The 13,924-nt window shown below is 61.6% G+C and carries 10 protein-coding genes and 1 tRNA gene; 6 read left to right on the forward strand and 5 right to left on the reverse strand.

Features of this window, described 5'->3' with window-relative positions:
- Positions 1-2 precede the first annotated feature (2 nt).
- The 3 genes from CW354_RS20600 to CW354_RS20610 form a co-directional block, all read right to left on the reverse strand.
- A complete protein-coding gene (locus CW354_RS20600; protein WP_104831998.1) occupies positions 3-983 on the reverse strand; it encodes an SDH family Clp fold serine proteinase in 981 nt (326 codons plus the stop codon).
- An 87-nt stretch (positions 984-1,070) separates the two neighbouring features.
- Positions 1,071-1,928, reverse strand: a complete 858-nt coding sequence (locus CW354_RS20605; protein ID WP_104831999.1) for an alpha/beta fold hydrolase — start codon at positions 1,926-1,928, stop codon at positions 1,071-1,073.
- Positions 1,928-2,773: an AAA family ATPase gene (locus tag CW354_RS20610; RefSeq protein ID WP_104832000.1), complete on the reverse strand. Its 846-nt coding sequence runs from the start codon at positions 2,771-2,773 to the stop codon at positions 1,928-1,930. The genes CW354_RS20605 and CW354_RS20610 overlap by 1 nt, the downstream gene beginning before the upstream one ends.
- Before the next feature lie 163 nt (positions 2,774-2,936).
- Between CW354_RS20610 and CW354_RS20615 the strand changes: the two genes are divergently transcribed.
- Positions 2,937-5,489, forward strand: a complete 2,553-nt coding sequence (locus tag CW354_RS20615; protein WP_104832001.1) for a zinc-dependent metalloprotease — start codon at positions 2,937-2,939, stop codon at positions 5,487-5,489.
- Positions 5,490-5,636: 147 nt separating this feature from the next.
- On the opposite strand, the gene CW354_RS20620 is transcribed toward CW354_RS20615, so the two are convergent.
- Positions 5,637-6,584 (reverse strand): isopenicillin N synthase family dioxygenase, encoded by a 948-nt coding sequence (locus CW354_RS20620; RefSeq protein ID WP_104832002.1) that lies wholly within the window; start codon positions 6,582-6,584, stop codon positions 5,637-5,639.
- 138 nt (positions 6,585-6,722) lie between these two features.
- Here CW354_RS20620 and CW354_RS20625 point away from each other — a divergent pair, with 138 nt between their 5' ends.
- From CW354_RS20625 to CW354_RS20645, 5 genes are all read left to right on the forward strand, one after another.
- A complete protein-coding gene (locus CW354_RS20625) occupies positions 6,723-7,514 on the forward strand; it encodes a VIT1/CCC1 transporter family protein (RefSeq protein ID WP_207764943.1) in 792 nt (263 codons plus the stop codon).
- 26 nt (positions 7,515-7,540) lie between these two features.
- Positions 7,541-9,028 (forward strand): L-piperidine-6-carboxylate dehydrogenase, encoded by a 1,488-nt coding sequence (gene amaB, locus CW354_RS20630; protein ID WP_104832003.1) that lies wholly within the window; start codon positions 7,541-7,543, stop codon positions 9,026-9,028.
- Positions 9,029-9,282: 254 nt separating this feature from the next.
- Positions 9,283-11,835: a TonB-dependent receptor gene (locus tag CW354_RS20635; protein ID WP_104832004.1), complete on the forward strand. Its 2,553-nt coding sequence runs from the start codon at positions 9,283-9,285 to the stop codon at positions 11,833-11,835.
- Between the two features lie 107 nt (positions 11,836-11,942).
- Entirely contained in the window at positions 11,943-12,746 is an 804-nt protein-coding gene (locus CW354_RS20640) for a glutathione S-transferase family protein (protein WP_104832389.1), read from the forward strand.
- A 1-nt stretch (position 12,747) separates the two neighbouring features.
- The gene (locus tag CW354_RS20645) at positions 12,748-13,290 is read left to right on the forward strand and encodes a flavin reductase family protein (RefSeq protein ID WP_104832005.1); all 543 of its coding nucleotides are present in this window, start codon (positions 12,748-12,750) and stop codon (positions 13,288-13,290) included.
- Between the two features lie 236 nt (positions 13,291-13,526).
- Here CW354_RS20645 and CW354_RS20650 read toward each other — a convergent pair.
- A tRNA-Ser gene (locus CW354_RS20650) sits at positions 13,527-13,616 on the reverse strand.
- Positions 13,617-13,924 lie beyond the last annotated feature (308 nt).

A 13,924-nucleotide genomic window follows, 5' to 3' on the forward strand; every position in this document is an offset into this window, starting at 1 on the left:
AGTTATTCCTCGCCGCGCCGCCAGAATGGTTTGCGTTTTCCTTCGCGCGTGTCTGGACCTTTCAGCTCTTTCGGGTTCCAGGGGCCGTAGCTGTAGCTGCGCGAGCCGGGCTGCGGCTGATAGCCGGTGAGCGTCACGCGATGGTCGGTTGTGGCGTTGGAGGCCGGCGCATGCTGCTGGTCCTCGACATATCTGACGCTTTTCGTGCGCCGCAGCGTATCCGGAAACAGCGCCATCATCTCCATGATTTCCTTGGGCATGTCGTTGGAGACATTAAGGCCGATATCCTTCGCCTCGCTGTAGCCGATGGGATAGTCATGGGTCCAGCGCCCCGATGACAATTGCTCGGAAGCCGCGACGGCGGCGTTTTCCGAGACCGTGCCGGAAAGCAGCTCGCGCGCGATTTTCTGCAACTGGGTGATCGCCATGGCGCCCACATCGGCGAGAACGAGGGTGTAATCGTCCGTGTTCTGAATAGGTTTCTCATTGGCGACGCGCACCACCGACGCGGCGGGAAGACCGCCGATCTGCGGATCGATAGGACCTAAGACCGCATGCTGGCTCAACACGATCTCGTCGGCGGCGAGCGCGATCAGCGTGCCGCCGGACATGGCGTAGTGCGGCACGAACACCGTCTTCTTGCCGGGATGGGCTTTGATCGCCCGGGCGATCTGCACGGCGGGAAGGACGAGCCCGCCCGGCGTGTGCAGGATGAATTCAAGCGGCTTGTTGGGCGGCGTCTTGCGGATCGCATCGAGCACGTCTTCGGCGTCGTTGAGATCGATATAGCGCAGCATGGGAATGCCGAGGAGGCCCATGGGCTCCTGCCGGTGCACGATGGCGATGATCCGGCTTTTGCGCTTTTTCTGAATTTTCGAGAACTTGTTGACGAGCTCCGCATGGCGCTGCTGGTTCGCGAGATTGCGCGAAAAAATGAACAGCAAAATCAACAGGAGCGGCAAAATGCCGAATAACGCGTCCATGCCCCGAAACCCCTCTACGCAAGACAGTGTTTTGAAAGCTTAGGGATTTTTTGAAGGCGAGGGAAGGCCGCCCAAACCAGGCGACATTCACCCGTATTTTCGCCAGTGCGAAAGCATCGCCTGCGCAAGGATCTCCGGCGCGTCATAGGGAATCCAGTGGCTTGCGCCCTCGATCCGCTCATAGGTCCAGGGCGCGTCCATATAGTCCGCCGAGCCTGTCATCTGCGCTTCGGTGAGATAGGCCTCGCCGTCGCTCCATATCCCGAGCGTTGGAATGCGCACGATTTCCTCGCCAAGACTGCCCGCCGGCGGCGGCTTCATCATGCGGGCGAGGGAGATGTTGGCGCGATACCAGTTGAGCCCGGCGGCAAGGCGCCCGGGGCGGGATAGGAGGCGGATCGTCTCTTCAATGTCGCCATGGGCCGACCAGTGTTTGCGCAACAGCGCCCAGTCATTCGCCTTGTAGGCGGCCTCGCATATCCCGCGAAGCTGATGGAAAAGAATATAAGCGCCGCGGCGTTTCTGCTCCCACCCGGCTTTGAGGTAAGCGCGGGTGTGGCCGACGGAGATCGCCGTCAGCGTCTTGAAGCGTTCGGGATGCTGCGCGGCGAGGGCCCAGGCGATCGGCGCGCCGAAATCGTGACCCACGACATGGGCGATTTTGATCTTCAGCGCCTCCATGACGCCGAGCACGTCTTTGACGGCGCCGGTCTGGATTTCATAATCGGCGACGCTTGCCGCCATGTCGGTTTCGCCGAAACCGCGCATGTCCGGCGCGATGACGCGAAAGCCGGCTTGAACGAGCAGGGGAGTGACCTTGTCCCACACGGCGGACGAATCCGGAAATCCGTGCATGAGGATCGCAGCCGGCGCGCTTTCTTCACCGCTGTCGCGCACGAAATGGGAAAGGCCATTGGCGGTAATGCGATGGGTTTGCGCCCGCATTAATTCCCTTCGCGCCGGGCCAGAAACGCCAGCCGTTCGAACAGATGCACGTCCTGCTCGTTCTTCAGGAGTGCGCCATGGAGCGGCGGGATCGCCTTGCGCGGATCGCGCTCTGACAAAACTTCTTCGGGCAGGTCTTCCGCCATCAACAGTTTCAGCCAGTCAAGGAGCTCCGACGTCGACGGCTTTTTCTTGAGGCCCGGAACCTCGCGGATTTCGTAAAACACCTTCATGGCGTCGGAGACGAGACGCTTCTTGATGCCTGGGAAATGCACTTCGACGATCTCGGCCATGGTCTCGGCGTCGGGAAACTTGATGTAATGAAAAAAGCAGCGGCGCAGGAACGCGTCGGGCAGTTCCTTTTCATTGTTCGAGGTGATGATGACGATGGGGCGCTGTTTCGCTTTCACCGTTTCGCTCGTTTCGTAGACATAGAACTCCATGCGGTCGAGTTCCTGCAGGAGATCGTTCGGGAATTCGATGTCGGCCTTGTCGATCTCGTCGATGAGGAGCACCGGGCGCTGATCCGCCGTGAACGCCTCCCACAGCTTGCCGCGCTTGATATAATTCCGGACATCTTTTGCGCGCTCTTCGCCGAGCTGGCCGTCTCTGAGGCGCGCCACCGCGTCATATTCGTAAAGCCCCTGATGGGCCTTGGTGGTCGATTTGATGTGCCATTCGAGGAGCGGCGCGCCGAGCGCCTTAGCCACCTCCACCGCAAGCACGGTCTTGCCGGTGCCCGGCTCGCCCTTGACGAGGAGCGGGCGCTCCAGCGCGACGGCGGCGTTGACCGCGACTTTCAGATCTTCGGTGGCGACATAATCCTTGGTGCCGGCAAACTTCACGGGAAAACGCTCTCTTTTTCATGGCTTCAGAGGGCGACTATAGGGAGGCGCAGGGGCGTTGTGCAAATGCGGGAAGCAGCGGAGATCGCATTCCTTTTTGCAATTCCCCGGAAAATCCGGCAGCTTCCGGCGCGCCAGCCCGGCCAGCCCGAAAGGAAGCCCCATGCGTCTTGCAGCCCTTTTTGTCGCCGCTTTCGTCTTTGTCGCCTGCGCCCGGCAGGGTGAAGAGCCGAAAAATACGCCCGATGGGGCGGAAGCTGCGGCGCCGCAACCCGCGGCATCCTCCGATGACGGCTGGGTCGACGACAGCGTCAAGGATTTCACCCGCAAGGACGGCTTCCTGACCCTCTACGCCGATGAAAAGGGCGGCAAGGTCTATGCGGTGTTCCCGCCAGCCGATGAGGACGGCGTCGCCCTTCGCGCTATTTACGCAGCGGGGCTGACCTCCGGGCTCGGCTCCAATCCGGTGGGACTCGACCGCGGTCTGTTCGACAGCGGCTCCCTCGTCGCTTTCCGCCGCGTCGGCGACAGGATGATCGCCGAGCAGGAGAACTGGACCTATCGCGCCAGCGCCGACAATCCGCTGGAGCGCAAGGCCGTGCGGGAATCCTTTGCACGCTCTTTCCTCTGGGCGGGCGAGGTGACCGCGACCGGCCCGAACGGCGAAAGCCTTGTAGACATATCGGGATTCTTAACGCGGGACTCGCTGGGCGTCGTCAAGGCGCTGAAAGACCACCCCAAGGGCGGGACTTACGAAGTCGCGAAAGACCGCACCTTTCCCGACGCGGCGAACGCGCTCGCCTTTCCCGACAATGTGGAGTTCGACTCTTTCCTGACGCTGACAAGCGACAAGCCGGGAAGCGAAGTCCGGGCGACGGCGGCGGATGCGCGCGCGATCACCATTGTGATGCACCATACGCTGGCGCGCCTGCCGGACGACGGGTACAAACCGCGCCCTTATGACGTGCGCTCGGGCGCTATCGACATTCCTTATTACGATTTCTCCGCGCCGCTTTCCGACTCGATTATCCGCTCCGTGGCGCGGCGCTTCCGGCTCGAACGCGTCGATCCGTCAGCGGCGTCCGGTCCGGTCAAAAAGCCCATCGTCTTTTACGTCGATTCAGGCGCGCCGCCGCAGATCCGCGACGCGCTGATCGAAGGCGCCTCCTGGTGGGCCGACGCTTTCGCCGCAGCGGGGTTCGAAGACGCGTTCCGCGTCGAGCCTCTCCCCGAAGGCGCCCATCCACGGGACATCCGCTACAATGTCATTTCCTGGACCCACCGCCAGACCCGCGGCTGGTCTTATGGCGGCGGCGTTTCCGATCCGCGCACCGGCGAAATGCTGAAAGGCAGCGTCATTCTCGGCTCGCAGCGCGTGCGCCAGGACCGGATGATCTTCGAAGGCCTCGCCGGCGCTGAGAAATCCGGCACAGGGGAGACGGACGATCCGGTCGAGATCGCGCTGGCGCGCATTCGCCAACTCTCGGCGCATGAAGTCGGCCACGCCCTCGGCTTCGCGCACAATTTCGCCGCCTCTTCCAACGGCCGCGCCTCGGTGATGGATTACCCGGCGCCGCTGGTGACGGTGGGCGATGACGGCGCGCTTGATTTCAGCGAGGCCTATGATGTCGGCATCGGCGAGTGGGACAAAGTCGCGGCGACGTGGCTTTACGCGCAGTTTCCGGCGGATGCGGATGAACGCGCGACGCTCGATAAAATTCTCGAAGACGCCTATGCGTCGGGCCTTCGTTATGTCGCCGATAGTGAAGGGCGCAGCGTTTCGACGGGCAATCCCTACGCCAGCGTCTGGGACAATGGCGAAGACGCCGTCGCGGCGCTGAAAGAGACCATGGCGGTGCGCAAGGTCGCGCTCGACAATTTCGGCGCGCGCGCCATCCATGAAGGCCAGCCCTTGTCGAAACTGCGCGAAGTGATCGTGCCGGTCTATCTTTATCACCGCTATCAGGTCGCGGCCGCGGCGAAACTCGTCGGCGGTTACGACTTCGCCTACAAGACCAAGGGCGACGATCTATCCGCTGGCTCTGTCGTTGCCGATGAAAAGCAGCGCGCCGCGCTGTCCGCGCTTATCGACACGCTCGACCCGGAGGCGCTCATGTTGCCGGCAAGCCTGCTCGATCAAATGACGCCGCAAATGGGAGGCTTCGGCGGCGGCGGGAGCGGCGAAGTGTTCGACGACGATACGCGCCCCATGTTCGATCTCATGAGCGCCGCCGACACAGCGGTCAGCCTCACGATCGATGCGCTCCTCGATTCCGCGCGCGCGGCGCGCCTTGTGGAGCAGCGCCGGCGCGCGCCGCAGGCGCTCGGTTTCGGCGATGTCCTGAACGCCATTGACGCGAAAGTCTTTGCGGCGGCCGGGCCCGGCGCGCAGCCGCTCATGACTGTCGCGCAGGACCGGTTCGTGTCTTCGCTCATCGCGCTGTCGCGCAACGAAGACGCGATCCCGGCGGCGCGGGCGCTGGCGGATGCGAAACTGCGCGCCATCGCCAACCGGCTGAACCCGTCGCTGTTCAGCGGCCAGCAGGCGCGCGAGCATAACGCCTGGCTGCAGTCGCGCATCGAGGCCCATCTCGACCGGCCGGCGGCGCCCGCCGCGCCGTCAACGCCGGCGGCGGAGATCCCGCCGGGCAGTCCCATCGGCGCCAGCGACGGCATGATGGAGGATTGCTGGCACTGCGAGGATTTCGACGGTTGATTAAAGAGGTAGTGCTGTCTTCCCGCTCATCCCGGCGAAAGCCGGGATCCAGAGTCTCTCATTCCGGCGCTTGCCGCTTCTGGGCCCCGGCTTTCGCCGGGGTGAGCGGAAATTAATTCCAGCTTTGCTGAATGCAGATTCTAGCCGTCATCCGGCAAGCCCGATTTCGCGGAGCCGCTGCTGCAGGAAATCCTCTGCGGTGATGTCGGGATATTTCGCGCCGTCGCCCTTGCAGCTGTCGAGACAGGAAAGCATGGCGTCCCAGCGCGGATGCATGAAGAACGGCATAGAGTAGCGCGACTCGTTCACCGCGCCTTCCGGATTGACGACGCGGTGCGTCGTCGCCGGGATGACGTCGTTGCACACGCGCGCCAGCATGTCGCCGGCGTCGACGATGAGGTTGTCGGGATCGGTCTCTACGGGCAGCCATTCGCCCTCGCGGTCGAGAAGCTGCAGCCCGGCGCCGTTGGCGGCGACGAGGATGGTGATGAGATTGATGTCTTCATGGGCCGCCGCGCGGATCGAACCCGGCTCAACGCCTTCCGGGATCGGCGGATAGTGTAGAAGACGCAGGATCGAATTGCCGTCCGTCGCCATGTCGCGGAAGAAATTGCGCGGCACGTCAAGCGACGGCGCCAGCGCTTCGAGCATGACGAGCCCCGCTTCTTCGAGCGCGTCGTAAAGCTCTATAAAGGTCGTGCGAAAGCTTTCCGGTTTATCCGGCCACATATTCGCCGGATAGGCGTCGGCGAGGGGGGATGTGGCGTCGAACTCCCGGCCCACATGCCAGAATTCTTTCAGGTCCGGATATTTTGAATCCTTGGCGTGCTCGCGCCCGAAGGGGGTGTAGCCGCGCTGGCCGTCCTTCCTGAAGAACTGCATCTTGTAGTCTTCCGGCAGCGCGAAAAATTCCGCGCTCTTGTCGTAAGCGCGCTGCAAAAGATCGCGACTCACCTTGTGGTCTTTCAGGATGATAAAGCCGAAATATTTAAAGCCTTCCATCAAGGCCTCTTCAAAATCGCGGCGTTCGCTTAAGCTTCCGTCGGTATAAGCTTTGAGGCTGAGCTCCGGCACGCGGTCATATTTGCGGGTCATGCGATGACGTCTCTCATCAAGGGGGCTGTTTTGCGCATGGCTTACGCCGCCATCGCTCCGCGTGCAATCTCGCCGAAAGCCGCATCGGCGTGGATGCGATAAGGGCCCGTTTTGCAAGACGTTCTCAGGAGCGAAAGGTTGATTGACGGGACTTGGCGGCGCGCGTCATATGACGCCGTCATGGACCCCACGGCATCCCAACAAGAGATCGAACACGGCCACAGTCCGGCCGCGATCGCCGAAAGGCTGAAAGACGGCCCGACGGTCAGCTATTTGCGCGACTGGGTGCTTGGCGGAATCGACGGCGCCGTGACAACCTTCGCCGTCGTCGCGGGCGTCGCCGGCGCCGAGCTTTCCATAGGCGTCATCCTGATTCTCGGCGCCGCCAATCTCATCGCCGACGGCTTTTCCATGGCCGCCGGGAACTATTCCGGCGTGAAGGCGGAAAAAGACGACTATCAGCGCCTCAGGGAAATGGAGAGCCGTCATATCGCACTGACCCCTGAAGGCGAGCGCGAGGAAATCCGTCAGATTTTCGCCGCCAAGGGATTCGAAGGCGACGATCTTGAACGGGCGGTCGAGATCATCACGGAGAGCCATGACCGCTGGATATCCGTCATGCTGGAAGAAGAGTTCGGCGCCCCGAAAGTCGAACGCTCCGCCATAATGGCCGGCGCGGCGACTTTTGCTGCGTTTTTCATTTGCGGCGCCGTGCCGCTGCTCCCCTTTTTGTTCGGCGCCGGCGCAAATGCGCTTGCAGCGGCCGTCGTCATGACCGGTTTTGTCTTTCTCGGCATCGGGGCCATGAAGTCTAAATGGTCGACGGCGCGCTGGTGGACGTCCGCCCTTGAAACTTTCACGATCGGCATGGCCGCGGCGGGCTTCGCCTATGTCATCGGCGCATTGCTGAAGGGCTGGGTAGGGGTGTAGGACGCGGCGCAAAGGAGACGGGCCTCATGAAAATTACCGACCTGATGTACGACCTCGGCGTCGAGGACCGCCTGTTCACCCAAGGCCCGCTTGCGGTGGCGACCCCCATCGACGGCTCGGAAATCGCGCGGGTCGCGCCCGACGACGATGCGGAGATCGACGCCAAGATCCGATTTGCTGAAAAGGCTTTTCAGAGCTGGCGCAAGGTTCCGGCGCCGCGCCGGGGCGAGCTCGTTCGCCTGTTAGGCGAGGAGCTGCGCGCGCACAAGAACGCCCTCGGCCGGCTCGTCACCATCGAATGCGGCAAAATTCTTTCCGAGGGGCTCGGCGAAGTGCAGGAGATGATCGATATCTGCGATTTCGCCGTCGGCCTGTCGCGCCAGCTTTACGGCCTGACCATCGCCTCGGAGCGCCCCGGCCATCACATGCGCGAAAGCTGGCAACCGCTGGGGCCGGTGGGCGTCATCTCCGCTTTCAACTTTCCCGTCGCCGTGTGGTCGTGGAATGCGGCGCTGGCGCTTGTCTGCGGCGACACGCTCGTCTGGAAGCCGTCCGAGAAAACGCCGCTGACGGCGCTCGCCGTGCAGTCCTTGCTGGAACGCGCCGCGCAGAAATTCGGCGACGCGCCCGAAGGCCTGATGAGCGTCGTCATCGGCGGGCGCGAAGCCGGGGAGCGGATCGCTGACGACAAAAACATTGCGCTTGTCTCCGCCACAGGCTCGACCCGCATGGGCCGGGACGTAGGCCCGCGCGTCGCTAGGCGCTTCGGCCGCGTGCTCTTAGAACTCGGCGGCAACAACGCCGGCATCGTCGCGCCGTCCGCCGATCCCGATCTCGCCTTGCGCGCGGTCTGCTTTTCCGCGGCGGGCACGGCGGGGCAACGCTGCACAAGCCTGCGCAGGCTGTTCGTGCATGACAGCATTTATGATGATTTCGTCCCGCGCCTGAAAGCCGCCTATCAATCCCTGCCGGTCGGCGATCCCTTGAAGGAGGGAACGCTTGTGGGACCGCTCATCGACAAAGACGCGCTTGAACGAATGCAGGACGCGCTCGCCCGTGCGAAAGAACAGAGCGCGGCCGTCGCCGGCGGCGAGCGCCTTGAAGGCGAGGGGTGTTATGTGCGCCCCGCCATTGCAGAGCTTTCAGACCATGAAGGAGTCGTTAACGAGGAAACCTTCGCGCCAATCCTTTATGTGATGCGCTATGAAAACCTGGAAGACGCCATCGCGTTGCAAAATTCCGTCACGCAAGGCCTGTCCTCCTGCATTTTCACCCGCGACGTTCTCGAGGCGGAAACATTCCTATCCGCAACAGGCTCGGATTGCGGCATCGCCAATGTGAATATCGGCCCGTCCGGCGCCGAGATCGGCGGCGCCTTCGGCGGAGAAAAGGAAACCGGCGGCGGGCGCGAAAGCGGTTCGGACGCATGGAAGGCTTACATGCGCCGGCAAACCCAGACGGTGAATTATTCGACGGCGCTGCCGCTCGCGCAGGGCGTAAAATTCGACATTTGACAATGCACGCAGCAGCTTTGGCGAATGAGGGAAGCGCGTCCAATTATCATGGTGTTAACAATACCATGATATCTTATTCTAACACTAATATTGCTCCGTATATCAACGGATTACGTTGCCGTTTAGCAACATCGGTTATCGCAAATTGAACTTTTGGCGAATTTAAACGGTTTCGCCATATCAATTATGGTAGGCATGACAAAAAGAAATCGCAGTCAAGACGATTCGAAATATGTTGCTCTAGGGAGGTATGAATGACCACGCGGAAAACTATATCCAGAAATATCGCGCGCATGGGCGTGTCGATGGCGGCCTTGGCGGGCGGCGTCGGCCTTGCCGATGCGGCGCTCGCGCAAACGGACGAGATCGTTGTTACGGCTCAGTTCCGTGAACAGAACGTGCAGGACACGCCGCTCGCCGTGACGGCGGTCAGCGGCGACATGCTCAACCGTCGCAGCCAGACCGAAATTTCCGAAATCGCGCGCCAGGCGCCGAACGTTACGCTGGCGGGGCAGAACCAGGAATATGGTTCCGCCATGATCGCCTATATCCGCGGCATCGGCCAGAACGACCCGAACTTCGCGGTCGAACCCGGCGTCGGCATCTATATCGACGACGTCTATCTGCCGACGCTGACCGGTTCGCTGCTCGACCTGATGGACGTTGACCGCGTCGAAGTCTTGCGCGGCCCGCAAGGCACGCTCGCCGGCCGGAACTCCATCGGCGGCGCGATCAAGATGTATTCGGTGAAGCCGCGCGGCGACAATTCCGGTTCGCTTCAGGTGACCTACGGCTCCTATGACCGGCTTGACATCCGCGGCATCTATGACGTTCCGCTTACGGAAGACCTCGCCATGCGCGTTTCCGCCGTCAGCAAGAACGAAGACGGTTACATTAAGCGTCTCGATTACAACCTGACCCATCCGGGCACCAATGTGCCGACACAGGCCGCCGGCAACGATCCGGTGCTTGGCACGCTCGGCGGTCATGCCATCGCGGCGGGCAAGATCGCTTTCCGCTGGACGCCGAACGATCGCCTCGACGTTAATCTGTCGGGCGATTACACGCGCGAGCGCAATGAAGCGGGCGTCGCTACGCTCCAACTGGCCAACGCGGAAGGGTATATGAACGCCAATCCGGCCCGGCCCTGGCTTACCGGCACGGATGGCGCCGCCATTCCCTATAACTGCATGTTCGTGCCGCATGGCGTGAACAGCTGCGACACGCAGACCCAGTTTGACGGGCGTTACATCACTTATGCGACGTTCAACGATCTCTATCCCGGCGACTCGCAACAGCCTTACAAACCCTTTGCGCTCGATCCGCACCGGGATATGGACAATTACGGAACCGCGCTGACGATCAATTACGATCTGAGCGACACGCTGTCGGTCTACTCGATCACGTCCTACCGGAAATATGAAACCGACTGGTCTTACGACGTCGACGGCTCGCCGCTGGCGCCGAACATTCTTAACCAGAAACAGACCAATGAGCAGGTCAGCCAGGAAATCCGCCTGAACGGAACGCTGGCCGATAACTTTATCGACTTCACGCTGGGCGGCTTTTATTTCGACACTGACGGTTTCTACACCGCGCGCGTCGATCTGCCTTATGCCGGGATCGACTTCATCCACGGGCCCGACCCGACACCCTCGAACAACAAGGCGATTTTCGGCAACGTCACCTTCAACTTTAGCGACGCGTTCCACCTGACGGGCGGCGTCCGCCAGTCATGGGACAAGAAAGAGTATCAGTATTTCCGGCACAATCCGGACTACACGGATATCGAAGGGCCGTGCAACTTCTTCCTCGGCGCCATGGTCGCCGGGCCGGTCGGCCTCGGCAACCAGCCGAACTGCCTGCTGTTCGGCATCAACGGCACGGAAGCGACCTTCAAAAACGACCGGCTCGACTGGCGCGTGGCCGCGGACTACCGCTTTAACGACGCGCTCATGGTCTATGGCCAGATTGCGACCGGCTATCGCGCCGGCGGCTTCAACGCCCGGCCGTTCTTCCCGAGCCAGGCGACGCCGCACGTGCCGGAAACGATCAGGTCTTACGAGATCGGCTTCAAATCCGACCTCTTCGACGACACGCTGCGCTTGAACGTCGCCGGGTTCTATTTCCCCTATGACAACATCGTGCTGCTTTCGACCTATTGCGCCGACTTGGCGGATATGGATCAGGCGACGCCCTGCCTGCGTCCGGACAATGTCGGTTCGGCGAAGGTTAAAGGCTTCGAAGCGGAAGCGTTCTTCTATCCGACTTCAAACTTCAGCATCGACGCGTCGCTGAGCTATCTCGACTTCCAGTATAAGGAGATCGACGAACTGGCCGGCACCGGCGTCGCGCTCGGCGACGTCACGCCCTACACGCCGGAATGGCAGTACAGCTTCGGCGTGCAGTATGACGTCAACAATGTGTTCGGCGGCGATTTGAGCTTCCGGGTCGACGGCTCCTACCAGTCGGAGATCTTCACGGAAGCGGGCAATGTCCGCGAAAGATTGATCCCAAGCGACGTTGTTGCTGAATCGGAAGGATTTGAAGACATCGGTCTGAATGGCGGCGGCGGCCCGATCGACACGCTGGTGGCCGACAACCTGATCGACGGCTATTTCCTCGGAAACGCCCGGGTCATGTGGAACTCCGGCGACGGCGACTGGGGCATCGCCTTCGAGGTGAAGAATATGTTCGACAAATACTACTTCACGACCAAGGTGAACGATATTGCTGCTGTGGGTCATGTTTATGGCTCGCCCGGCAAGCCGCGCACTTGGGCCGTGACGGTGAAACGCAACTTCTAGAAGCGCTTCACGCTCTCAAGATCGACGCCGCACCGGAAACGGTGCGGCGTTTTCTTTTGTCCCTGCGCACCGCTATGCTGCGGCTGTTACGCGGGAGGAGACTGAGCGTGCTCGAACTCTATCACCACGGATCCTCAGCCTGCGCCGCGAAGGTGCGTTTCGCACTCGCTGAGAAGGGGCTCGACTGGACCGGCCATTATGTGGACCTTTTAAAGGGCGAGCAATTCGACCCGGCTTTCCTCGCGATCAACCCGAAAGCCGTAGTCCCGGTGCTGGTCCATGACGGCGAGATCATTCTGGAATCGACCGTCATCTGCGAATATCTCGAAGAGGCCTTCCCGGAGACGCCGCGGCTTTATCCGGAAAGCCCGCTGGCGCGGACAAAAGTGCGGCTGTGGACCAAGGCGGTCGATGAAGAGCTGCACCCGGCCTGTTCGGCGCTCACCTATGTGCTCTCGCATCGCCATGCGATCCTGCGCAACGGCGCCGGCTCCTTCGACGATTTCCTGAAAGGCGCGGGGCCGGATGGACGCGCGGCGCGCGAGCTTAAATGGCGATGGATCCAGGAAGGCCTCGATGCGCCCGGCGTCGCCGACAAAATCCGGCTTTATGACGGCTATCTCCACAAGATGGAGGCGGCGCTCGAAAAAAGCGACTGGCTCGCCGGCGGCGCCTTCACCATGGCCGATGTCGCGCTTGCGCCTTATCTAAACCGCCTCGCCATGCTGCAATGCCATGGCATGTGGCGGGACGGGCGCCTGCCGTGCGTCGAAGACTGGTTCGCCCGCATCAGGGCGCGGGCGACTTTCGAGCCGGCCTTTTTCAAATGGATGCCGGCGGACCTTATTGAAAACATGCGGGCCAATGGCGCGCGATCCTGGCCCGCCGTGAAAGACCTGCTCGGGATATGACATGAAGACGCTGCCGCTCAGTAAAGCCTTCACGCTCATCGAACCGGGACCGGTCGTGCTGGTGACGACGAATAACGGCCAAGCCAATAACATCATGACCATCACCTGGACCATGGTGATGGATTTCTCGCCGAGCTTCGCCATGACGACGGGGCCGTGGAACTATTCCTACGCCGCGCTTCGCGAAACGAAGGAATGCGTGTTCGCTATCCCCGGCGCGGACCTTATTGATAAGGCCGTCGGCGTCGGCATGTGTTCCGGCGAAGACACGGACAAATTCGAGAAATTCGGCCTCACGCCGGTCAAGGCGAAGCACGTCCGCGCGCCGCTCATCAAGGAATGTCTCGGCAATATTGAATGCCGGATCGTCGATTTCGTCGACCGGCACAACATCATCGTGCTTGAAGGGCTCGCCGCCTATGCCGACAGCGCCCGCAAGGACCAAAGAATGATCCATGCGGTCGGGGACGGAACCTTTATCGCCGACGGGCGCAAATTCGACCGCAAAGAAATGATGCGCGCGAAAATTCCGTCCGGGGTGTAATCTAGCAACCAGCTGCAAAAAACATAGAGCTCTGCGCTACGCTCCAAGCGCGGCCGACTGGCCGCCGCCCGGCCAGGGCGCCCCTTCGGAGCCGCGAGCGAAGCGAGCTCGCGCGAGATAAATAGTGGCGGAGGGGGTGGGATTCGAACCCCGCGCGCGAAGGCGCGCATTCTTGCAGAACGTGGGTGAGACAGCCATGCCGGGGCGGACTGACGTCTGATGATCAACACCTAAGCTGGCGGAGGGGGTGGGATTCGAACCCACGGAACGCTCACACGCTCAACGGTTTTCAAGACCGCCGCATTCGACCACTCTGCCACCCCTCCGGTAGCACAACGGCTGCTGTCTACATTGCCGAATTGATTGAAGCAACTGAGCGATCTTCATCCGGAGCGGTCGAAGGCAAACCGTAAACTCGGCCGCCGGAGGCGGGCGGGAGCGACCACTGTGCTGCGCCGCCGGGCGCGCCGGAGCGTTAGGACGGGCGACGCAAAATGCGAGGGGCGGGAAATGGCGCGCCCGCCGGAAGCCGCAAGGGACTGGAAGCTACAGTTAATGAGGCGTTAACACTCGCCGCTTATTGCCTGAGGCGTTTGGTTCCCGTTTAATTGCGACAAGTTCAGGCGTGCCCCCG

The organism is Hyphococcus luteus (assembly GCF_002943565.1).
GTDB classification, from domain to species: domain Bacteria; phylum Pseudomonadota; class Alphaproteobacteria; order Caulobacterales; family Parvularculaceae; genus Hyphococcus; species Hyphococcus luteus.